The 21,999-nt window shown below is 32.0% G+C and carries 23 protein-coding genes; 15 read left to right on the forward strand and 8 right to left on the reverse strand.

Annotated elements, in window-relative coordinates:
• Nucleotide 1: 1 nt before the first annotated feature.
• Nucleotides 2-649: a metal-dependent transcriptional regulator gene (locus tag UXY25_RS10350; RefSeq protein ID WP_320815941.1), complete on the reverse strand. Its 648-nt coding sequence runs from the start codon at nt 647-649 to the stop codon at nt 2-4.
• An 89-nt stretch (nt 650-738) separates the two neighbouring features.
• Between UXY25_RS10350 and UXY25_RS10355 the strand changes: the two genes are divergently transcribed.
• The 5 genes from UXY25_RS10355 (at nt 739) to UXY25_RS10375 (ending at nt 6,030) form a co-directional block, all read left to right on the forward strand.
• A complete protein-coding gene (locus UXY25_RS10355; RefSeq protein ID WP_320815942.1) occupies nt 739-2,988 on the forward strand; it encodes a TonB-dependent receptor in 2,250 nt (749 codons plus the stop codon).
• An 88-nt stretch (nt 2,989-3,076) separates the two neighbouring features.
• A complete protein-coding gene (locus UXY25_RS10360; RefSeq protein WP_320815943.1) occupies nt 3,077-3,487 on the forward strand; it encodes a BrxA/BrxB family bacilliredoxin in 411 nt (136 codons plus the stop codon).
• Nucleotides 3,488-3,572: 85 nt separating this feature from the next.
• Nucleotides 3,573-4,310, forward strand: a complete 738-nt coding sequence (locus UXY25_RS10365; RefSeq protein WP_320815944.1) for a lysophospholipid acyltransferase family protein — start codon at nt 3,573-3,575, stop codon at nt 4,308-4,310.
• Nucleotides 4,310-5,305, forward strand: coding sequence for an acyl-ACP desaturase (locus UXY25_RS10370; RefSeq protein ID WP_320815945.1), 996 nt, complete (start codon nt 4,310-4,312; stop codon nt 5,303-5,305). Before UXY25_RS10365 ends, UXY25_RS10370 begins: the two co-directional genes overlap by 1 nt.
• 74 nt (nt 5,306-5,379) lie before the next feature.
• Nucleotides 5,380-6,030, forward strand: a complete 651-nt coding sequence (locus tag UXY25_RS10375) for an HD domain-containing protein (protein WP_320815946.1) — start codon at nt 5,380-5,382, stop codon at nt 6,028-6,030.
• Here UXY25_RS10375 and UXY25_RS10380 read toward each other — a convergent pair whose 3' ends face one another.
• From UXY25_RS10380 to hemH, 6 genes are read right to left on the reverse strand one after another with little or no spacing between them, the layout of a single operon-like run.
• Complete coding sequence (locus tag UXY25_RS10380) at nt 6,031-6,708, reverse strand: hypothetical protein (protein ID WP_320815947.1); 678 nt, start codon at nt 6,706-6,708, stop codon at nt 6,031-6,033.
• A 14-nt stretch (nt 6,709-6,722) separates the two neighbouring features.
• Nucleotides 6,723-7,499: an enoyl-CoA hydratase/isomerase family protein gene (locus UXY25_RS10385; protein ID WP_320815948.1), complete on the reverse strand. Its 777-nt coding sequence runs from the start codon at nt 7,497-7,499 to the stop codon at nt 6,723-6,725.
• Nucleotides 7,500-7,505: 6 nt separating this feature from the next.
• Nucleotides 7,506-8,918 (reverse strand): sensor histidine kinase, encoded by a 1,413-nt coding sequence (locus tag UXY25_RS10390; RefSeq protein ID WP_414601381.1) that lies wholly within the window; start codon nt 8,916-8,918, stop codon nt 7,506-7,508.
• 53 nt (nt 8,919-8,971) lie between these two features.
• Nucleotides 8,972-9,511 carry a CopD family protein gene (locus UXY25_RS10395; RefSeq protein ID WP_320815950.1) on the reverse strand — a complete coding sequence of 180 codons (540 nt, stop codon included), beginning with the start codon at nt 9,509-9,511 and terminating at the stop codon, nt 8,972-8,974.
• On the reverse strand, nt 9,501-10,853 hold the full coding sequence (locus tag UXY25_RS10400) for an MATE family efflux transporter (protein ID WP_320815951.1): 1,353 nt from the start codon (nt 10,851-10,853) through the stop codon (nt 9,501-9,503). Before UXY25_RS10400 ends, UXY25_RS10395 begins: the two co-directional genes overlap by 11 nt.
• Nucleotides 10,853-11,890, reverse strand: coding sequence for a ferrochelatase (gene hemH / locus UXY25_RS10405; protein WP_320815952.1), 1,038 nt, complete (start codon nt 11,888-11,890; stop codon nt 10,853-10,855). The genes UXY25_RS10400 and hemH overlap by 1 nt, the downstream gene beginning before the upstream one ends.
• Before the next feature lie 223 nt (nt 11,891-12,113).
• Between hemH and UXY25_RS10410 the strand changes: the two genes are divergently transcribed.
• The 9 genes from UXY25_RS10410 to UXY25_RS10450 all read left to right on the forward strand — a co-directional run bounded on the left by UXY25_RS10410 (nt 12,114) and on the right by UXY25_RS10450 (nt 19,598).
• Entirely contained in the window at nt 12,114-12,863 is a 750-nt protein-coding gene (locus UXY25_RS10410) for a hypothetical protein (protein WP_320815953.1), read from the forward strand.
• A gap of 27 nt (nt 12,864-12,890) precedes the next feature.
• Nucleotides 12,891-13,679: a hypothetical protein gene (locus tag UXY25_RS10415; RefSeq protein WP_320815954.1), complete on the forward strand. Its 789-nt coding sequence runs from the start codon at nt 12,891-12,893 to the stop codon at nt 13,677-13,679.
• Nucleotides 13,680-13,690: 11 nt separating this feature from the next.
• A complete protein-coding gene (locus tag UXY25_RS10420) occupies nt 13,691-14,518 on the forward strand; it encodes a hypothetical protein (RefSeq protein WP_320815955.1) in 828 nt (275 codons plus the stop codon).
• A 262-nt stretch (nt 14,519-14,780) separates the two neighbouring features.
• A complete protein-coding gene (locus UXY25_RS10425) occupies nt 14,781-15,464 on the forward strand; it encodes a hypothetical protein (protein WP_320815956.1) in 684 nt (227 codons plus the stop codon).
• Between the two features lie 12 nt (nt 15,465-15,476).
• Nucleotides 15,477-16,256: a hypothetical protein gene (locus tag UXY25_RS10430; protein WP_320815957.1), complete on the forward strand. Its 780-nt coding sequence runs from the start codon at nt 15,477-15,479 to the stop codon at nt 16,254-16,256.
• A 12-nt stretch (nt 16,257-16,268) separates the two neighbouring features.
• Nucleotides 16,269-17,093, forward strand: coding sequence for a hypothetical protein (locus UXY25_RS10435; RefSeq protein WP_320815958.1), 825 nt, complete (start codon nt 16,269-16,271; stop codon nt 17,091-17,093).
• Nucleotides 17,094-17,233: 140 nt separating this feature from the next.
• Nucleotides 17,234-17,989: a hypothetical protein gene (locus tag UXY25_RS10440; RefSeq protein WP_320815959.1), complete on the forward strand. Its 756-nt coding sequence runs from the start codon at nt 17,234-17,236 to the stop codon at nt 17,987-17,989.
• 9 nt (nt 17,990-17,998) lie between these two features.
• Nucleotides 17,999-18,766, forward strand: coding sequence for a hypothetical protein (locus UXY25_RS10445; protein WP_320815960.1), 768 nt, complete (start codon nt 17,999-18,001; stop codon nt 18,764-18,766).
• Between the two features lie 10 nt (nt 18,767-18,776).
• Nucleotides 18,777-19,598: a hypothetical protein gene (locus UXY25_RS10450; RefSeq protein ID WP_320815961.1), complete on the forward strand. Its 822-nt coding sequence runs from the start codon at nt 18,777-18,779 to the stop codon at nt 19,596-19,598.
• Nucleotides 19,599-19,639: 41 nt separating this feature from the next.
• Here the strand turns inward: UXY25_RS10450 and UXY25_RS10455 are convergent, their stop codons facing one another.
• The gene (locus UXY25_RS10455) at nt 19,640-20,512 is read right to left on the reverse strand and encodes an AraC family transcriptional regulator (RefSeq protein WP_320815962.1); all 873 of its coding nucleotides are present in this window, start codon (nt 20,510-20,512) and stop codon (nt 19,640-19,642) included.
• A 227-nt stretch (nt 20,513-20,739) separates the two neighbouring features.
• Here UXY25_RS10455 and hemA point away from each other — a divergent pair, with 227 nt between their 5' ends.
• Complete coding sequence (gene hemA, locus UXY25_RS10460) at nt 20,740-21,999, forward strand: glutamyl-tRNA reductase (protein WP_320815963.1); 1,260 nt, start codon at nt 20,740-20,742, stop codon at nt 21,997-21,999.

Raw genomic sequence — 21,999 nt, forward strand, 5'->3', positions numbered from 1 at the left:
ATTATTGTACGTATAAATTACTAGCTATTTTATTAGATATAGTAATCTTATTATTGTTTATCTCAACGAGTAAAGTGTCGTCAAAACTTTCTTTTTCTATAATTTTAAAAGTCGAACCTAATGCAATTTGTTGTTTATCTAAATATTGTAAAAATTCTGGTGAGGAATCCTTAACACCAACACATTTACAAGAAATATTCAAGGCAACATCAGAAAGCAATTGCTTTTGAAGTTTAATAATCTCTCCTTTTTCATTAGGAATTGGATCACCATGTGGATCAAAAGCAGGGAAATTTAAAAAAGCATCTAGTCTATTGATTAATTTTTCCGATTTAATATGTTCTAATTCTTCAGCGATCTCATGTACTTCGTCCCAAGAAAAATTCAACTTTTCTACCAAAAAAACTTCCCACAAACGGTGTTTTCTTACAATCATTTTAGCTGTTAAAGTTCCGTTTTCTGTTAAAGTAACGCCTTGGTATTTCTTATAAGAAACCAAATCTTTATCAGCCAATTTCTTCATCATATCTGTTACTGAAGATGCTTTAGTATCTAACATTCCCGCAATAGCGTTAGTGTTTACCCCTTTTGGCGAAACTAAAGATAAATGGTAAATTACTTTTAAATAGTTCTCTTCAGAAATAGTCATTAGTTCATATTTTCAACAAATATAAACAATTTAGTTTTGTATATTACAATAATATTTTTAGTTTTGTCTAAAATTTTATTTAATCATTAATGAAAAATATTTTTTTATTATTTATATTAACAAGTTCGTTCTCCTTTTCACAAACCGTATTAAAAGGGAAGATTTCAGATAAAAGCGAGTCTCTTCCTTTTGTATCTGTATATATTATTGAATTAAAAAAAGGAACGGAATCTGATTTACAAGGAAATTACATTTTAAAAGACATTCCTAATGGAACTTACACATTAAGTTACTCTTTTATTGGTTTTAAATCGGAAAGACGAAAAATCACTTTCAATAATGAAAAAGAAATCCAGTTAAACATCACTTTAATAGAAAGTAACACGCTAAACGAAGTCGTTGTAACGGGAACTTTAAAAGCTGTTTCGCGATTAGAAACGCCAGTTCCAGTAGAAATTTACACGGCAACTTTTTTAAAGAAAAATCCAACATCAAATGTATTTGAAGCACTTCAAAATGTAAACGGTGTTCGTCCGCAATTGAATTGCAACATTTGTAACACTGGTGATATTCACATTAACGGACTTGAAGGACCATATACCATGGTTACTATTGACGGAATGCCAATTGTGAGCGGACTTTCAACAGTTTATGGATTATCGGGTATTCCAAATTCATTAATTGACAGAATTGAAATTGTAAAAGGGCCTGCTTCTTCTTTATACGGTAGCGAAGCAGTTGGTGGTTTAATCAATATAATTACTAAAACACCAACAACAGCTCCAAAATTTTATGGTGATTATTTTACTACTTCTTGGCTAGAACATAATATTGATTTAGGCGCGAAATACAAAATTGGAAAAAAGGTTAATTCCCTTTTAGGAATCAATTACTTTAATTATTCGAATCCAATTGACAACAATAACGACAACTTTACTGATGTAACTTTACAAGACAGAATTTCTATTTTCAATAAATTTAACTTCGAAAGAAAGAGTGACAAAGAATTCAGCGTTGCCGCAAGATTTTTCTATGAAGACCGCTGGGGAGGAGAAATGCAATGGAACAAAAATTATCGAGGAGGAAGTGAAGTGTATGGCGAAAGTATTTACACAACACGTTATGAATTATTAGGAAAATATCAATTGCCTGTTTCCGAAAACATCTTTGCTTCTTTTTCTTATACAAATCATGATCAAAATTCTGTTTATGGAAACACTTTGTTTTTAGCCCAACAAGAAATTGCGTACGGACAAATGACTTGGGATAAAAAAATTAAAAACCACGATTTTTTAGTTGGAACTGCTTTTAGGTATCAGTATTATGACGACAACACAACTGCCACTATTGTTTCCGAAAAAACAAAAATTAGCAGTCTGTTTGTACAAGATGAAATTAAATTAGCTGAAAAACATAGCGTCTTATTAGGGTCAAGATATGATTATAATAATGTTCATGGTTCTATTTTTACACCAAGAATTGCTTACAAATGGAAGCCAAATGACAAATCAGTGTTTAGAATTAATACAGGAACTGGTTTTAGAGTAGTTAATTTATTTACCGAAGAACATGCAGCATTAACAGGCTCTAGAGATGTTGAAATTACTGAAGATTTAAAACCTGAAAAGTCATATAACATCAATGTAAATTATTTAGCAAAACTTGAATTAGGCAATAGCATTCATTCAGTGATTGAATTTTCAAGTTGGTACACTTATTTCACCAATCAAATTTTACCTGATTATGATACAGACCCAAACAAAATTATTTATTCCAACTTAAACGGTTATTCAAAAACGATGGGAGTAACTGGAAATATTGATTTGATTTTTCCTTTCGGATTAAAAACAATGTTTGGTTTTACCATTTTAGATTCTAAAAACAAACGTGACGGAGTAATGAGTACGCCTATTTTAACTGAGAAGTATAGCGCAACTTGGGGAGTAACTTACGACATTCCAAAATGGTTTTTATCTATAGATTACACTGGAAATTTATACGGACCAATGCGTTTGCCTCTACTTGGCGATTTAGACCCTAGAAAAGAATACTCTCCTATTTGGAGCATACAAAACATCCAATTTACCTATAAGAAATTCAATAGGTTTGAAATATACGGAGGTGTAAAAAACTTATTGAACTGGACACCAAATAGAGGAAACCCATTTATCATTGCAAGAGCAAATGACCCTTTTGATAATAATGTCGTTTTTGACGGCAGTGGAAATGCCGTAGCAACACCCGACAACCCTTATGCATTAACTTTTGATCCCGGATATGTTTATGGTCCTAATCAAGGAATTAGAGGATTTGCAGGGATTAGGTATAATTTTGAATAATCAAACGATAACAAATCTTTATGATAATTATCAAGTTACAGTTCTGAAATCTTTGTAACTTTGCAAATAGAATTTAAAACACACTATTATGTACCCAGAAGAAATGGTAAAACCAATGAAAGCCGAATTAACGGACGCTGGTTTTCAAGAATTATATAGCGCAGCTGATGTTGATAACGTACTTGCAAAAGAAGGAACAACATTAGTAGTAATCAATTCTGTTTGTGGTTGTGCAGCAAGAAACGCACGCCCAGGAGCTAAAATGAGTTTAGACAATGCTAAAAAGCCTTCACAAACAGTTACTGTTTTTGCAGGAGTTGACAAAGAGGCAGTTGATAAGGCAAGAGAACATATGTTTCCTTTTCCTCCATCGTCGCCATGTATGGCTTTGTTTAAAAATGGAGAATTGGTTCACATGTTAGAACGTCATCATATTGAAGGTCGTCCCGCTGAATTAATTGCAGAAAACCTTAAAGACGCCTATAACGAGCACTGTTAATACTATGCAAGCATATTATAAAAACCATCAAATTTGATGGTTTTTTTTATTTTATAATTTACCTTTGTTTAAAATTAGTATTTAAATGCAAAAAATAGTATCTTATCCTATATCAGTAGTGTATGTCGCATTATTTATGTTTTGGTTGATAGTATTTCATCCTATTCAATGGATTTGTTATAATGTATTTGGATATAATGCACATCGATGGAGTGTTGCTATAATGAATTGTATGTTGTTAAGGACTTCTCATATATTAGGAACGACTTATCATTTTGAAGGTCTAGAGAAGCTGCCAAAAAAAGTACCGTTAGTATTAGTTTCAAATCATCAAAGTTTACACGACATCCCTGCTGTGATATGGTTTATGCGTGCTTGGCATCCAAAATTCATCAGCAAGAAAGAATTAGGAAAAGGAATTCCAAGTGTGTCCTATAATTTAAGAGTAGGAGGTTCTGCCTTAATTGACAGAAAAGACGCAAAACAAGCATTAGGAGAAATTAAAAAAACAGCAGAATATATTAATAAAAATAATTTTTCTGTAATGATATTTCCTGAAGGAACAAGAGGCAAGAATGGTGTGCCAAAAGAATTTTCAATAAATGGATTGAAAATGCTTTATAAGTTTGCACCAGACGCTTATTTTGTACCCATAAGCATTAATAATTCATGGAAAATGAACCGATACGGAAAATTTCCAATGGGATTAGGAAGTAGAATTACGTTTAAAATTCACGAACCTTTAAAGATTGCAGATTATAATTTTGAAGAGATTTTTGAGAAAACAGAAAGTATTATAAAAAAACATATAAAAACAGAATAATGTCGATACAAAACGTACGTTTAGAAGTAATGCAATTTCTAGAAAAGAAAATTGACAGCTTCGTAGAAGAATATTTAATTCCGGTTGAGAAAATCTGGCAACCAACAGATCTTTTGCCCGATTCAAAAAGTGAAAATTTTTTGGAAGAAGTAAAAGAGCTTAGAGAAATTGCTAAAGACCTTCCTTATGACTTTTGGGTAACTTTAGTAGGTGATACAATTACTGAAGAAGCTTTACCTACTTATGAAACTTGGTTAATGGATGTAGAAGGAGTGACTCAAAAAGGAGAAAATGGAGACAATGGTTGGGCCAAATGGTTGCGCCAATGGACAGGTGAAGAAAACAGACATGGAGATGTTTTAAATAAATACTTATACCTTTCTGGAAGAGTAAATATGAGAGAGGTAGAAATCACTACTCAACATCTTATTAACGATGGCTTTGACCCAGGAACAGGTCGCGACCCTTATAAAAACTTTGTGTTTACAAGTTTTCAAGAATTAGCAACTTATGTTTCACATAATCGTGTAGCGCAAATGGCTAAGAAATATGGCGATAATAAACTATCCAAAATGTGTCGCTTAATTGCTGGAGACGAAATGCGTCATCATCATGCTTACAGTCATTTTGTAAAAAAGATATTTGAAGTTGACCCAAGTGAAATGATGTTGTCTTTTCACTACATGATGAAAAACAAAATTAATATGCCAGCGCAATTAATTCGTGAATCGGGAGAAAAAATGGGAACTGCTTTTGAAGAATTTTCAAATTCAGCACAGCGTATTGGTGTTTATACTGCTATGGATTATGTAGATATCATGCAGAAGTTAATCGAGAAATGGGAAATTGAAAAAATAGGAAATCTTACAGATGACGCAGAAAAAGCAAGAGATTACTTAATGAAGCTTCCTGCGCGTATGGCAAGAGTTTCTGAGAGATTAATTACACCGGAACAACAGCATATTTTTAAATGGGTTGAGCCTGCTAAAATCTAAACAGAAATATTATTATTATTTAATGTTGATTCTTAAAGTAACCTTTAAGAATCAACATTTTTTTAATTAAACACATGAGTAACATTATAGATAACACTATACTTTTTGTAAAAAAACAATTGGAAAATGCCGAAGGCGGACACGATTGGTTTCACATTGAACGCGTTTATAAAAATGCTTTATTAATTGCAAAAAGCGAAGAAAATTGCAATCTAGAAGTTGTTAAACTTGGCGCGTTACTTCATGACATTGCCGATAGTAAATTTCATAATGGAGATGAAACCGTTGGTCCAAAAGTAGCACGTGAATTTTTAGAAAAAGAAAATGTTGCTGAAGAAACGATTAATCATGTTGTCGTAATTATTGAAAATATCTCTTTTAAAGGAGGTAATTTTGAAAATAAATTCACTTCCAAAGAACTAGAAATTGTTCAAGATGCCGATAGACTTGATGCTCTAGGCGCAATAGGAATTGCAAGAACATTTAATTATAGTGGCTTTAAAAATAGGGCTATTTATAACCCAAATATTGCTCCTAAGTTTAATATGAGCAAAGAAGAATATAAAAACAGTGAAGCGCCTACAATTAATCATTTTTATGAAAAATTACTGCTCTTAAAAGACAAAATGAATACTCAAAGTGGCAAAAAAATAGCAGAAGAACGCCATCTTTATATGGAGAACTTCTTATCTCAATTTTATGCAGAATGGGAAGGTGAAAAATAATTAGTAATTGAACTTGTAACTATCTACAACCTCTAATCCAAAAAAACCTTCTTTTATAGTGTAGGTTATGTGATAGCCTTTTATCTCTGAGATATCTAGAAAAGTTCTCATACCCACATATTGTTCATATTTATTTTCTTCTAAAACGATCAATGTAGTCTTACGATTTCCGCCTTTACTTCTTTCGCGCTTACTAAAAAATTCATATTCTTCAATTTTAGGATTAGATGAAAACTGGAAATTAACAATCAAAAAAGCACTTATTGTTAAAGTAAACAAAACCTCAGCAAAATTTGATTTTTGTTTTTTTATGCGATTAATAATTACAGGAAAATAATTCAAAACATAAAGACCTATTAATATCCAAATGTTAATTAGCGTCTTTAATCCGAAATAAATAAAAGCAATTACATTTAAAATAAACAAGAAAGCCAATAACGTATTTAAGTTTAAAAATGCGTTTGAAATTTCGTTTTTCTTGAAATAAATAAAGTCTTTAAACGTATATTTTATAAAAGGCGATGTAAATACGATTAAAACTAAATACATAGCAATTCCTTGCCCTTGGTATTTATAATACCAATAAAAGGGCAAAAAAAATACAACCGTTATTGCTATAATAACGATTGTAAGTTTAAATATAGTTTCGAAATGACTTAACTTGTCTTTTTTAAACATTAGTTTAAAATATATTATTTACCTGGAAAAACTGCTTTTCTTTTTTCTAAAAATGCTGTTGTCCCTTCTTTAAAATCTTCTGTTCCAAAACAAGCACCAAAGTTTTCAATTTCAACTTTAAAACCATCAACGCCATCCGTATAATTAGCATTTACAGCTTCAATAGCTTTACCTATTGCTACAGTAGAGTTTCTTGCAATTTTAGTTGCAATTCCTTTTGTAAAATCTAATAATTCTTCTTGCGCAACAACATGATTCACAAGTCCGTAATTCAACGCAGTAACCGCATCAACCATTCCTGCAGTCATTATCATTTCCATAGCACGACCTTTCCCTACTAAATGAGCCAAACGTTGTGTTCCCCCATAACCTGGAATTACTCCAAGTGTTACTTCTGGCAATCCCATTTTAGCATTATCAGATGTGGTTCTAAAATGACAAGACATTGCCAACTCTAACCCTCCTCCTAATGCAAAACCATTTACAGCTGCAATAACAGGCGTACTTAAATTTTGAACATAATCAAACAATAAAGCCTGACCTTCAGCTGCTAATTTAGCTCCGTTTTCTACTGAAAAATTAGCAAATTCTGAAATATCTGCTCCAGCAACAAATGCTTTTTCACCACTACCTGTAATAATTATAGCTTTAACTTCTTTATCATTATTTAAAGCTTTAAAACCATCATGTAATTCTTGAATAGTAGCTTTGTTTAAAGCGTTTAATTTTGTTGGGCGATTAATAGTTATAATCGCAATACTTCCTTCTTTTTCAATTAAAATATTTTCCATTTTGTTTTATTTAGTAATTGGAAAAGAGACAATAAATTCAGTTCCTCTTCCTAGTTCGCTATTAAACGTTATTGTTCCGTTATAATTTTCAATAATATTTTTTATAATTGCCAAACCTAAGCCCATTCCACTTGATTTTGTGGTGAATTTTGGTTCAAAAATTCTGCTTTTATTTTCTTCTGAAACCCCTATTCCATTATCTTTAACTGAAATAATAACATTGTTATTTTCTTCAAAAACAGTTACAAAAACAGATTTGTTTTCTTGTTCATCTGGAATAGATTGAATGGCATTTTTTACAAGATTTGTAATTACTCTAATTAATTGTGTTCTATCCAGTCTAGCAACAATTTCTGCTTCTAAACTTGAAAATTGAATGTAATTCTCATTAAATATTTCTAATGATAACTGAACAATTTTAACAACATTTAAAGTTTCATTCTGTTGTGCTGGCATATCTGCAAAATTTGAAAAAGCATTAGCAACAGCGCTCATTGTATCTATTTGTTGTATTAGCGTTTTTGAATAATCTTCAAGTTTTAGCTTTACATTAGGATCGTTTTCGTCAAATCTTCTTTGGAAATTTTGCACGGTTAAACGCATTGGTGTTAGCGGGTTTTTAATCTCATGAGCCACCTGCTTAGCCATCTCCCTCCAAGCTTGTTCTCGCTCGCTTTGCGCTAGTTTAATTGCGCTTTCTTCTAGCTTATCAACCATGTTGTTATAGGACTCTACAAGTAAGTTAATTTCTTGACTTCCGTCTTCCAACTCAATTTTTTTATTTTGATGATTTAAGTTGGTTTCTTGAATTTTATCAGTAATGATTTTTAAGGATTTTGTAATATAACTTGAAAGAAAATATGAAAGAATAATAGCAATAATAAACATTAAGGAATATACTTGTCCAAAACGTATTAGAAAATTCCTTAATTCATTTTTATAAAATTCGGTATCTTCTTCGTAAGGTAAATTTAAAATGAAAAGTGGCTTAAACTTATTGTCTTTAATATAACTATAAGAAGACCTATATTGTTGCCCATTAATCACTTCAAACTCTACATACCTTTTTTCAATGGTTGATTTTAATATTTTTAAAGTTGATGATTTTATCTTAGGCTGAACCGTGTCTAACTCAAATAAAGCTTTAGAAGTAATTAAGCTATTACCTTCTAGATCATCCATATTAATTTCTAAACTGTGTATGTTAGATAATTCATGGATACGTTCTTTAAAAATCAGAGGAACATTCTCTGTAATTAAAGGGTAAGTTGTGGTTTGAAGAATGTAATAAATATGTTCAACAATTGCATTTTCTTTTCTTTCTAATCGCTCTTGATGGTATTCTCTTGCTTCTTTTCTAAATTGATATATAGATACCGATGCAATTAAAATAGAGGCAATCAAGGTTAAGAATATCATAGATAAAAATATTCTTACTCTTAACGAAGTTTGCTTTATGTTGAAGAATTTAATCATTCTTTTTTTTCTCTTATTCTTTTGTATAATTTAAACCCTAACATAATTAAAGCTGAAAACACAAAGATTCCAATTACTCCAAAAACCCAATTTATTGCGCTTTTTAATATGACTAAAAAAACAACTGCAAACAAAATTATTGTAGCTCCTTCATTCCAAATTCTAAAAAAATTAGAACTGTATTTTACTTCGTTATTTTGTAATTGCTTGAAAATTTGATGACATTTTAACTGATAAAGATACAACAGAAAAACAAATGCTAATTTTACTTGCATCCAAGATTGATCTAACAAAGACGGATTAAGATACAGCAGATAAAAAGCGAAAACACTTGCTAAAACAGCACCTGGCCAAGTAATAATATACCATAATCGGTATTGCATTAATTGATACTGTTTAATTAGAATATCTTGCTCTGGCTGTGGTTTTTGTTTAGCTTCTGCATGATACACAAACAAACGAACTATATAAAACAAGCCCGCAAACCAAGTGATTACAAAGATTAAATGCAATGCTTTTATATAATTATATTCCATCTTGAGCCATTATTAATTTAAGATTCATTTCTCTTTTTAAAAAGAAAGCCGTTACCAATGTAGCCAATACATCGGCAATAGGAAAAGAAATCCATACTCCAAAAATACCATAATAATTTGGTAAAATTAATATTAATGGAATTAAGAAAAATCCTTGCTTAGTTAATGTAAGTAATAATGCCGGAATTGCTTTCCCTGCCGCTTGAAAATAAGCAGCACCTATTAGCTGAATAGCAATAATTGGAGATGCTCCAAAAACCATACGTAATGCATTTGGAGTTTCTTTAATTATAGTTACATCATTAGTAAACACAGAAACTATAGGTTCTGCAAAAATTACTATTATAATAAATATTATTGTTGCTAAACCAGCAGCCCACTTAATGGAAACCGAAATACTTTCACTAACTCTACTGTATTTTTTCGCACCGTAATTGTATCCGGCAACAGGTATAAACCCTTGAGTAACACCTAATATTGGGAACAAAGCAAACATTAACATTCTACTTATAATTCCGTAAACAGCAACCGAGTGTTCTCCCCCATGAACAAATAAAGTGTGGTTTAATATTATAGATAAAATTGCAACTACACCTTGACGAGCAAAAGTTACAAAACCAAGAGAGGTAATTTCAGAAACTATACTTAAGTCTAATAAGTAATGTTTAAAATCTAACCGTAATTCGCTTTTAAATATAAAAAACCACAATATGAATCCAAAGCACATAAAAAATGAAATAGATGTAGCTAAAGCTGCACCAAACATTCCTAAATCTAAAAACTTAATAAAGATAATATCTAATATGACATTACTAAAAGCTGGAACTATCATGGCAATCATGGCAAATTTAGGTTTCCCTTCTGCCCTAATAACTGTATTTCCCATCATACTTAAAGCCAAAAATGGTACTCCAAATAAAACAGGTGTAAAAAACTCTTTAGCAGGCTTCATAATTTCACCATTTGCACCAAAAAGTAATAGAACCTCATCAGAATAAAACAGACCAACAACTATAGAAATTAAAGCCAAACCAAGCGTCATCATGATTTGATTTCCAAAAGTTTTTAAGGCTTTTTCTCTATTGTTTGCACCCAAAGCTCTTGAAATTATAGAACTTCCACCAATTCCTAAAGCCATCCCTAAAGACGAAATTAAGAATGTAATAGGCAATACAACAGATACAGCAGCAATTGCTAACGAACCTATCCATTGTCCAACAAAAATAGTGTCAATTAAAATATTCACTGACATAAACAATATACCTATAGCAGCAGGAACCGATTGCTTAATAAGTAATTGTTTTATGTCTAACGACCCTAATTCTGTTGATGAAACAGCCATTATACTGTTTCTTCTTTATTTTGAAATGCCCATTGATCAACCCAGCGACTTAATGTTTTCGCCCAATCATCATCATCATTTAAACATGGAATAGCTAAAAACTCTTCCCCACCGTGAGCTTTAAATTCATGATTAGCTTCCATTGCTATTTCTTCTAAAGTTTCTAGACAATCCGAAACAAAAGCTGGAGTAACAACTGCTAATTTTTTAATTCCTTTTTCTGGCATTTTATTAATCTCAACATCAGTATATGGTGTTAACCATTTGTCTCCCGCTAAACGAGACTGAAAAGTTTGACTGTATTTTCCTTCTTCAATTCCTAAAAACTCAACCACTTGTTTTGTAGTTTCATAACATTGGTGACGGTAGCAAAACTCATGCGCAGGTGAAGATGTATTGCAGCAGCTTCCATCAATTTTACAATGGCTTTTAGTTATGTCTGTTTTACGAATATGACGTTCTGGAATTCCATGATATGAAAACAATAAATGATCATATTCGAATCCTTCTAAATGTCTTTTTATTGAATTTGATAAATCCCTTATGTAGTCTTTTTGATTATAAAAAGCTGGAATTATAGTGAAACTCATATGAGGAAATTTCTCTTTACGCAGCTTTTCTGCTAAAACTAAAATGGTCTGTGTTGAAGCCATTGCATGTTGAGGATATAGAGGAAACAACAAAACCTCAGTTATGCCTTGATCGCTTAATTTTTTTAATCCACTTTCAATACTTGGATTTCCATAACGCATAGCTAATTCAACAGGAATACTAACTTGTTTTTGAATTTTTGCTTGCAATCGTTTTGATAAAACAATTAAAGGCGAACCTTCATCCCACCAAATTTTTGCATAGGCAGCAGCTGATTTTTTAGGCCTAGTCTGTAAAATAATTCCTCTTACTAATAAAGCTCTTAATAAAAACGGAACGTCTATAACATATTCATCCATTAAAAATTCGTCTAAATAGGGCTTAACGTCTTTTGGCGTAGGGCTTTCTGGCGAACCTAAATTAACTAATAGTACTCCTTTTTTCATTGTAAAAATTTTTTTCAAAAATACTACATAAATTTTAAAAAAGTATTAGTAGGAAAATAATGAATAATTAAACAGATTTAAATAATTACTAAACATTTAATAAGCTAAATGTTAAATTTTAGAATTATTACATAAAAAATGTCGTGAGTGTTAAATATTTTTCTAACTTTAGACTATTGTTAATTCTTTAACAAAAATATTGTTTCATTTAATTCTAAAGTTTATGAAAAAAAAATACATTCAAATATTCTTTTTATCATTTAGCGTTTTGGCCTTTTCTCAAGTGCCAGGAGTAGGTATAAATGAAACTGTTCCAGAGCAGGCTTTGCATTTAGGATCATCTACAGGAACAATTAGAGTCGAAGGTTTTAACAATACAAACAATGTTAATAATGGTGGAGGCACTAAAACCTATCCTTTATATGCTGATGACAAAGGTAACTTAACTTTAGAATTTAAACCTTTATACAACAGTAACGGCTCAGACGCCCTAGACCATGCAATACTTCCTGGCTCAACCGTAACTCTTTTAGCAGGAGACAATGACGGAATAGCAACTGGCGAATTATTCAACTTTACAATTGCCGTAAACAGACCTGCAATATTAGAAGTAAAATACAATGTAAGCATTGAAGTTTTTCTAAATCCAGCAGAGACAGTTATTATAGATCGATATGCAAGAAGAGTAAATACTTATTTTAGAGTTAATGGAATAGGTAGACAATATGGACATTCTTCAAAATGCTACACTGGCGGAACAGCAGATAGCGAAACCGGTTCGTTATTTAACTGTTGTACCGCTTATATTAACTTACCTGCAGCTGGTTCTTATACAATAAGATTCTATGGAGAAGTTTCTTCTGGACTTACCGGTACAAACGCTGGTGGAGGAACAGAAGTTCCAAACACCGGTAGAGCTACTTGTGCAAAATTTGCAAGAGGAAATGACTCTTTATTATTTAGACTTCACTAATTTATTAGAATATAAAACATCTTGATTATGAAAAAACACTACCTATTAACCACAGTTTTATTTTATTCTTTAAGCTTTTATAGCCAAGTTGGAATTGGAACAACAAATCCGCAAGAAGATTTACACATTACTGGGACAAACTCTACTATAAGAATTGAAAGTTTAAACTCAACAAATAACCCACAAAATGATGGGCTAAAAAATGCAAGAGTATATGTGGATATAGATGGAGATTTCACCTTAATCCCTCCAAATTTTACAGCTGGAGGAAGTGGAAATAGCAACTTGCCATTGAACTTCCTAATTGATGTGCCAAATTTCATACCCGATAACATTGATGGACTACCCGCTCCTTACAATAGATTAGGAAGAATTATCAATAGTACTTTAGCCCAAGAAACAGTTGAAGGGTTTATACACAGTGTAACTTTTACAGTTCCTCAAGCATGTACTGTTGAAGTTAAACACGGGGTTACAATCGTAATTTCAGGATCCAATATGCTAACGCCTAGTTTAGCCTATTTAAATGATAGTAAAACAAGAATAATACAGACATTTTTCTGCTTTGACATAAATAATGACGGGTTAAGTGTAGCTGAGAAAGCCCTACAATATGGACACAAAGGACAATTTTATTGTTCTGTAGCAGGTGGCTCTCTAGGTTATCCTTATATGAATAGTCAAGGATATGCAATACTTCCTGCCGGGACACATTCAATTCATTTTTTCGGAATTGTATCAGATCCTCCAAATACATATACAAGTGTAGGTTTTGGAGGAGCAACAGATTATCTAAAAATGAGAGTTTACAACTAAAATAAAGCCCTATGAAAAAAATATACTTTATTTACCTTACTTGCTTTATTGCAACAAATAGCTTTTGCCAAGTAGGAATAAAAACAACTAATCCTCAAGAAGAACTACATATTGCTGGACCAACTTCAACTATTAGAGTCGAAGGTTTAAACAGTCCTAATGATGTTAACAACCTTGGCGTAGGATCAACAACACCAGTTTATGCAAATGCTAACGGAGACTTAGTTTTAGGAACTTTGACAGATAATGTGCAAATATTATTTGATTCTGAAGACTATTTAATGAATGTGCAAGACCCTACAAACCTTGTAAATCAAACAGGTGGTGGCGCTGGTTTTACGCAAGCCGGTATACCAATTGGAGGTGTTGCAACCTCATTTACGTTAACAAAACCTGCTATTGTAGAAATTAACTATGCAGTTACTTGGACCGTAGGTAAAAATGTAGCGCCAAATTCTAGAATAGATGATTTTAGAGCAAGAATTGTACAAACAGCAATGTATTTTAGACGAAATAATTACATGGGGGTTGCAGTTATAAATGACTATTATGGAAACCCAATAAATGGTGGGCCATGGTGTATTACTTCAAACTGTAGTGAACTAGGTGGATTACTTGGAATTAATGGACAATTCTATAATAATGTTAGCGATAGAAACGGTGAATGGAAAAGCTATAGAAACACAGCTTCTGATTATGTAGTACTTGGTCCCGGAACTTACACTCCAATGTTTGCTTGCCAATTAGCAGTTGGAGATACAGCCGGAACAGGTGCTGTTAAATTATACTTAGGAGGCGAAAAAGACGAAGTACAAATAATTGCCTATTACTTTAATTAGAAAAAAAAATAATTGAAAAATTCTTATACACAAAAAATATAATAACACAAAATACTTTGTTAAAATATTATATTTTTTGTGTATATTTAGTTAAATTAATGCCTTTTTGTAACAAAAACACAAATTAACAATAACATTTTACATACATTAGTCATAGGAAAAAATTCCGTTTTCATATTTGTAAAGGAAAAAATATTCATTTTTAAACTTTTAATCCATGAAAAAAGAAAACTATGCATTTGTATTTTTATTGATTAGTAATTTGATTTTTGCACAAACAAGTGGCGTGGGAATTAATGAATCAATACCCGAACAAGCTCTACATCTCGGATCCTCTTCAGGAACAATTAGAATCGATGGCCTTAATGATTCAAATGATCCCTACAATGGTGGAGGAACAAACACTTATCCTCTTTTAGTGGACAATCTTGGAAACTTAACCCTTGAATTTATCCCTCTTTACAACAGTAATGGCTCTGATGCTTTAGACCATTTAACACTACCTAGCGCAACAATAACAATTCTAAATGGCGACAATGACGGAATTGAAAGCGGCGAACTCTTTAACTTTACAATAAACACAAACAGAGCCTCAATACTTGAGGTGAAATACGATGTGAGTTTTGAAGTGTTTCTTAACGCAGCAGAAATCGCAATTTCAGACAAAAAAGCAAGAAGGATTAATACCTATTTTAGAGTTAATACAGGAACTAGACAATATGGCGTTTCTTCTAAATGCTATAACGGAGGTTCCGTTGACAGCGAAACAGGGAATTATTTTAATAGTTGCACTTCTTACATCAACCTTCCAACATCTGGAACATATACTATACGATTTTATGGTGAGGTTTCCTCGGGAATAAATAGAAGCAACCCAAACACAGGTCTAGCAACATGCGTAAAATTTGCTAGAGGCAACGATTCTCTATTATTTAGACTTCATTAAACAACTTCCGTTATGATAAAAAACTACCTTAAATTCATTCTACTAACAACATCTTTTAGCCATTGTCAAGTAGGAATCGGCACCACAACCCCATTAGAATCATTACATTTAGCAGAAAGCAATTCAACTATAAGAATTGAAAGTCTAAACACAACAAATAACATAAAAAATAACGGAATAGAATTAACACAAGTATATGCAGATAAAGATGGCGAACTTACACTCAATCCGCCTGTTTTTACTGGCGCAGGTAGTGCAGGATCTCCTTTAAACTTTATTATAGATATTCCAAACTTTGTTCCCGACAACCTAAGTGGTTTTGCTTCTCCATACCATAAATTGGGAAGAATTATAACAAGCAACAATACAAACGAATCTACTGAAGGGTTTATTTATAGTGTTCCGTTTACAACTCCACAATCTTGTGTGGTAGAAATAAAACACAGTATTAGTGTGATTTTGTCTGGTTCAGATTTAGCTATACCTAGTAAAACATACATTAGTGATGGAAAGACACGCACCTTACAAACATATTTTTGCTTCGACATAGGAAATGATGGGTTAAGTCCGGCAGAAAAAGCAATTAAATATGGTTTTCAAGGACAATTTTATGCTTCAGATACGGGCGGCATAACAGGATACCCTTATTTAAATAGTCATGGGTACGCATCATTACCACCTGGCACACATTCAATTCATTTTTTCGCAATAATATCAGACCCTCCAAGCACATTTACAAGCATAGGCTTTGGTGGTAGTCTTGATTTTTTAAAAATACGAGTTTATAATTAAATTTTGTTACTTATGAAAAAGCTAATTACAACTTCGATATTTATAACTACAACTTTTTGCTTTGGACAAGTTGGCATTAACACTACAAACCCTCAAGAAGAGCTTCATATTGCAGGCAGCACCTCAACCATACGAATAGAAGGTTTAAATTCTCCAAACAACATTAACAACCTTGGACCTGGATCAAGCTCAAAAGTATACGCAAATGCTAACGGCGATTTAGTTTTAGGTACATCAAGTGATAATGTGGCAATTATGTTTGACTCAGAAAACTACCTAGAAGACGTGCAAAATCCTACTTCATTAATCAACCAAACAGGTGAAGGCCAAGGCTATAGTCAAGCAGGGATACCAATTGGAGGAACTACCATTTCATTTACCCTAACAAAAGCTGCAATTATAGAAATCAACTATTCCGTATCATGGAATTTAGGAAAGAATGCTACAGATATTTCAAGAATAGATGATTACAGAGCTAGAATAGTACAAACAGCAATGTATTTTAGGCAAGGTAACTACCTTGGACCAGCAATTCTAAATGATTATTATGGAAACCCAATAAACGGAGGACCTGGATGCATAACCTCATCCTGCTCTGAAGCTGCAGGTTTATTAGCAGTACACGGTCAATTTTACAACAATAACGATGGGGAAAATGGAGAATGGAAAAACTACAGAAACACAGCCTCTGATTATATAGTTTTAGGGCCTGGCACTTATACACCTATGTTTGCTGCTCAGTTAGCCGTTGGAGATACCGGAGGAACAGGTGCAGTAAAACTATATTTAGGCCCTGGAATGGATGAAGTTCAGATAGTTGCTTATTATTTTAACTAACAAACTCTTAAATAGTTAAACATATCTTGCGTTTAATCGATAAAGCGCAACCATTTGTCGAATAAGTAGTTAAACCTTAACATACATTACATTAAAAATATAATTATTCCTTAGCTTGCGGAAATTTAATTTCCCTTTTTATGAGAATAAAATTACAATTTTTAACCATTTTCCTATCCTTTTTCCCTGTTTATTCTCAAGTAAGTGGAGTAGGAATTAATGAAACAATTCCAGAACAAGCTTTACATCTAGGGTCTCAGACTGGAACAATCCGTGTTGATGGATTAAACGCTACGAATAATTCTTACAACGGTGGCGGCGTAGATAAAACCTATCCGGTATATGTTGATAATAACGGAGACTTAACACTAAAGACTACAGCCTACGACAATAGTGATGGAGATGATGCGTTTTTAACCGCTGCAATAAACGGAACTGTATCTATTATACCAATAGTTCAAGCTGATGATGGCTATGAATCAGTTGAAATTACATCTTACACTTTTACAGTTAGTAGAAATACAATTCTTGAAATAAAATATTCGTTAAGTATAGAAGTGTTTCAAAATAATCTACTTACAATTTTAAAAGACCAATATGCTAGAAACATAACCAATTTTTTTACTTTAAATACGCCCGTTTTAGCTCCAACTACAAGAAGATACGCTCCAAGCTCTAAATGCTATTTTAATAGAAATGATAACTTTACTAATCCGGCTGCGTTACCCGACGCTGCAACCGGATATATATACAACACCGGTACAACTTACATCCCTTTAACTACAGGCACACACACATTACGACTTTATGGAACGGTATGTTCTGGATCTAATAATCGCGCAACATTTATAAGGTTCGCTGGTGGTCCTGATGCTATATTTTTACGCCTTTATTAAAATTATACTATGAAAAAAATATTATTATTTACGATATTATTATTTAGTTTTTATTCCTTTTCTCAAGTAGGTATAGGAACTAACAATCCACAACAAGAGCTTCACGTAGCTGGTACAACTTCTACAATAAGAATTGAAAGTTTAAACAGTACCAATGAACCAACACTAAACGACGGGACAAAACTTGCACCAGTATACGTAACAAGTAATGGAAATTTAACACTTGACCCTTCTGGATACACTTCAGGTGGTGGCGCAGGAACTAATGAACCATTAAACTTCTTAATTAGTATTCCTAATTTCATTCCTAATGGCCCTTTTGGTGACGGAACAGTCGTTGCAAATCCTGCAGCAATTCAGTCAGCAACACAACAAATTGTTTCTGTTCCCTTTTCAAGTCCGCAAGATGCTTTACTTGAGGTTCGTTATGCTATGACAATTGACCTTTCCGATCAATTTTTACCAGCACCAGCTGCATCTACTTTTAATGATGTTTCTGCAAGAACAGTTCGTTGTTATTTTTATTTAGATTTAAATAATGATGGTTTAGATGCAATGGAACTTACAAAGGTCTATGGCCTACATGGTGAAGCATATACTTCTTTTTCCCAAGGTTCTGTTGGTTATGCATTTATACACGGTGTTGGATATGGTAACATACCTGCCGGAAATCATGCATTAGTCTTTTTTGGAGAAACAGCAGATGGAATTAACAGAGAAACTTATGTTGGTTTCGGTGGTTCTTCAGATTATTTAAAAATCCGTATTTATAATTAAAAGATACTCTATGAAAAATATTTTTACCACTATATTTATATTATTTACTTTTATGGCAGTCAGCCAAGTAGGTATTAATACAACAACTCCATTAGAAGAACTTCATGTAGCTGGTTCAAGTTCAACCATTAGAGTTGAAGGACTAAACGAAACTAATAATATTTTAAATCTTGGAGATAAAGAAAACACAAGGGTTTATGTTAACACTAGTGGAGATTTAGTCTTAAGCAGCGTTCCAACAAATATTGCAGTATTATTTAACCCAGCAAACTATCTGGCTGACCCATTAGACACTGGAGGACCAGATGCAAATGTCATTAACCAAACTGGTGTTGGTAGTGGTTATGCAGAGGGTGGATGGCCAAGACAAATTGGACCAGGTTTATCAACATTTACATTAACAAAACCAGCTATTGTTGAAATTAATTATGCGCTTTCGTACGAAATTTATAAATCTGGAATCCCTATAGATGATTACCATGCTCGTACTGCTCAATTTTATATTTATTTACGTAATGGCGGTCCAGGTGGAGCAATTATTTCAACAGATTATGACGGAAACCCTGTAGACTTTGGTGGAAATGTAGGTGCTTTAGGATATAGCGGAAATTTTTATACTAACGGTAGCTCTTCAGGAGCTGGAGGTGGAGAAGGAACTGGGAAAGAATTTTATGCCACAGGGCACGATTATATAAAACTAGGTCCTGGTACATATACTCCAATGTTTTCTGGAATACTATTTGTAGCAAGCACTGTTGGAACCGGTGCTGTTAAAATGCAAATTGGCGGCGGAGATGATGAAGTTATAGTTGTTGCACATTATTACAACTAACAATACATACATTTTAAAAAAAGCGCTTTAAAGCGCTTTTTTTAATTAGCAGAATTTAATGACAATAAATATTTTTTTGGAGTAGTGCCGTATTTCTTTTTAAATGCAGCAATAAAATGGCTTGAAGTACTATAGCCTATTTGCAAACCTACTTCATTTACATTATAGGAACCACTTTCAAGTAATTTTCTAGCTGACTCCATTTTATAATCAAACAGAAAACTATAAACACTATCACCATAAATTTTCTTAAAACCAACTTTAAGCTTTTTTAAATTCAATCCTACTTGATCTGCTAATTCTTGTAAACCTGGAGGCTCAGCCATATTTGCAATAACAATTTCTTTAGCTTTCTTAATTTTTAACACGTTTTCCTCATCAATTAAAAACGGACATTGTTCTGCGTTTGGATCTTCATTTCGATTGAAATACAAACTCAACAACTCATACCCTTTACCTTTTAAATATAAATTCTTAACCGATGAATTTTGATTGTAATGAAATATTTGATTCAAAACAATTGCCATAGAAGGACTAATATCTTCTTCACCATAATATTTTTTTTCAATATTTTCATCGCTTAAAAAAGGAATGGACTCAGCCTCATTTGAAAATAAAGCATGGAATTTTTTAATAGAGATTAATGCCGAAATTATCCATGATTTAGGAAAAATCTCTAAATGCAATGGCAATTCTTTCTGTGGATTATATAATAAAAGTGATTTTTCTTCATTTAAATCAAGTGCATAATTACCATTGTTAAAAATAAATTTTCCATTCCCTTTCACGTTGAAATGAAATTGTATCAATCCTGTTTTTACTTGTTTTTCAACATGTTGCACTTCATTTGTATCGTTTTGAAAACGAATCAAAATAAAATCTTGTTCAATTTTAATTTCCTCAACTGCACTCATAGCGATGTTTTAATAAATATGTTTCCTCTTTCTTGATGATTTTATTTAGAATAATTCTAAACAAAAAATTAGTTAAAGGCTTGTTTTACTTCAAATTTAAACGTTTTTTACATTATAAATACTTTTTTTATTAAAAAATCTGCAATCGACACAAAAAGTACTTTTAGCGATGCTTTTATAAAATTGATAAAAGTACTTTTGTATCACTTTTAGGCAAAGTAAATTTTATGGATACATTTACAGTAGGAAAACATCTTTCATTTTATGCCATTGGGTTAAGCTACAAAAAAGCTGATGCCTCAATGAGGGGTAAATTCAGTTTAGATGGAAATGCTAAAACAAATTTATTACATCAAGCAAAAAATGATGGAATAGAAAGCATACTTGTTACCTCAACTTGTAACAGAACTGAAATATATGGTTTTGCAGAACATCCTTTTCAATTAATAAAATTGCTTTGTGAAAATAGTAATGGAACTGTTGAGGATTTTCAAAAAGTAGCTTACGTATATAAAAATAAAGAGGCTTTAAATCATATGTTTAGAGTAGGAACTGGTTTAGACAGTCAAATTTTAGGTGATTTTGAAATCATATCTCAAATCAAACAAAGCTTTAACGAAAGTAAAAAATTAGGCTTAGCAAATTCATATGTTGAAAGACTGGTAAATGCGGTTATTCAAGCGAGTAAAAAAGTTAAAAACGAAACAGACTTAAGTTCAGGCGCAACGTCTGTTTCTTTTGCTTCTGTACAATATATCATGAATAACGTTCCTGATATTGGAAATAAAAATATTCTGCTTTTTGGAACAGGAAAAATTGGAAGAAATACTTGCGAAAATTTAGTAAAACACACTAAAAACGAACATATAGTTCTTATAAATAGAACAAAAGCTACCGCAGAAAAGGTAGCTGGTAAATTCAATTTAATTGTTAAAGACTACTCTGATTTACAATTAGAAATTCAAAAAACAGATGTTTTAGTAGTTGCTACAGGCGCACAAAACCCAACAGTAGATGCAGAAATTTTAAAATTGAAAAAACCTCTATTAATTTTAGATTTATCAATACCGAAAAATGTTGATGAGAATGTAAAAACTAATGAAAATGTTACTTTAGTCCATTTAGATCATTTATCTCAAGTTACAGATGTAACTATTGAAAAAAGAAAAGAACACATTCCTGCTGCAGAAAATATCATTGAAGATGTGATGGCTGAATTTTTGAATTGGTCTAAAACCAGAAAATTCGCACCAACAATTCACTCTTTAAAGGAAAAATTAGGTTCTATAAAACAAACCGAATTAAATTATCAAAGGAAAAAACTAGAAAACTTCAATGAAGAACAAGCTGAAATTATCAGCAATAGAATTATTCAAAAAATTACCAATCATTTTGCAAATCACCTAAAAAGTGAAGACACAGTTGTTGATGAAAGTATTGAGTGGATCAACAAAATTTTTCAAATTGAAGCTGTCGAAAAACAATAA

Origin of the sequence: Flavobacterium sp., from assembly GCF_034111225.1 — a bacterium.
Taxonomy (GTDB): Bacteria; Bacteroidota; Bacteroidia; order Flavobacteriales; family Flavobacteriaceae; genus Flavobacterium.

Coding starts and splice junctions, on each gene's coding strand:
- UXY25_RS10400 (WP_320815951.1), bottom strand. CDS start 10,853: ATGGCTGTTTCATCAACAGAATTAGGGTCGTTAGACATAAAACAATTA.
- UXY25_RS10360 (WP_320815943.1), top strand. CDS start 3,077: ATGTACCCAGAAGAAATGGTAAAACCAATGAAAGCCGAATTAACGGAC.
- UXY25_RS10430 (WP_320815957.1), top strand. CDS start 15,477: ATGATAAAAAACTACCTTAAATTCATTCTACTAACAACATCTTTTAGC.
- UXY25_RS10385 (WP_320815948.1), bottom strand. CDS start 7,499: ATGGAAAATATTTTAATTGAAAAAGAAGGAAGTATTGCGATTATAACT.
- UXY25_RS10355 (WP_320815942.1), top strand. CDS start 739: ATGAAAAATATTTTTTTATTATTTATATTAACAAGTTCGTTCTCCTTT.
- UXY25_RS10415 (WP_320815954.1), top strand. CDS start 12,891: ATGAAAAAACACTACCTATTAACCACAGTTTTATTTTATTCTTTAAGC.
- UXY25_RS10395 (WP_320815950.1), bottom strand. CDS start 9,511: ATGGAATATAATTATATAAAAGCATTGCATTTAATCTTTGTAATCACT.
- UXY25_RS10390 (WP_414601381.1), bottom strand. CDS start 8,918: ATGATATTCTTAACCTTGATTGCCTCTATTTTAATTGCATCGGTATCT.
- UXY25_RS10440 (WP_320815959.1), top strand. CDS start 17,234: ATGAGAATAAAATTACAATTTTTAACCATTTTCCTATCCTTTTTCCCT.
- UXY25_RS10350 (WP_320815941.1), bottom strand. CDS start 649: ATGACTATTTCTGAAGAGAACTATTTAAAAGTAATTTACCATTTATCT.
- UXY25_RS10455 (WP_320815962.1), bottom strand. CDS start 20,512: ATGAGTGCAGTTGAGGAAATTAAAATTGAACAAGATTTTATTTTGATT.
- UXY25_RS10410 (WP_320815953.1), top strand. CDS start 12,114: ATGAAAAAAAAATACATTCAAATATTCTTTTTATCATTTAGCGTTTTG.
- hemA (WP_320815963.1), top strand. CDS start 20,740: ATGGATACATTTACAGTAGGAAAACATCTTTCATTTTATGCCATTGGG.
- UXY25_RS10445 (WP_320815960.1), top strand. CDS start 17,999: ATGAAAAAAATATTATTATTTACGATATTATTATTTAGTTTTTATTCC.
- UXY25_RS10380 (WP_320815947.1), bottom strand. CDS start 6,708: ATGTTTAAAAAAGACAAGTTAAGTCATTTCGAAACTATATTTAAACTT.
- hemH (WP_320815952.1), bottom strand. CDS start 11,890: ATGAAAAAAGGAGTACTATTAGTTAATTTAGGTTCGCCAGAAAGCCCT.
- UXY25_RS10435 (WP_320815958.1), top strand. CDS start 16,269: ATGAAAAAGCTAATTACAACTTCGATATTTATAACTACAACTTTTTGC.
- UXY25_RS10370 (WP_320815945.1), top strand. CDS start 4,310: ATGTCGATACAAAACGTACGTTTAGAAGTAATGCAATTTCTAGAAAAG.
- UXY25_RS10365 (WP_320815944.1), top strand. CDS start 3,573: ATGCAAAAAATAGTATCTTATCCTATATCAGTAGTGTATGTCGCATTA.
- UXY25_RS10450 (WP_320815961.1), top strand. CDS start 18,777: ATGAAAAATATTTTTACCACTATATTTATATTATTTACTTTTATGGCA.
- UXY25_RS10375 (WP_320815946.1), top strand. CDS start 5,380: ATGAGTAACATTATAGATAACACTATACTTTTTGTAAAAAAACAATTG.
- UXY25_RS10420 (WP_320815955.1), top strand. CDS start 13,691: ATGAAAAAAATATACTTTATTTACCTTACTTGCTTTATTGCAACAAAT.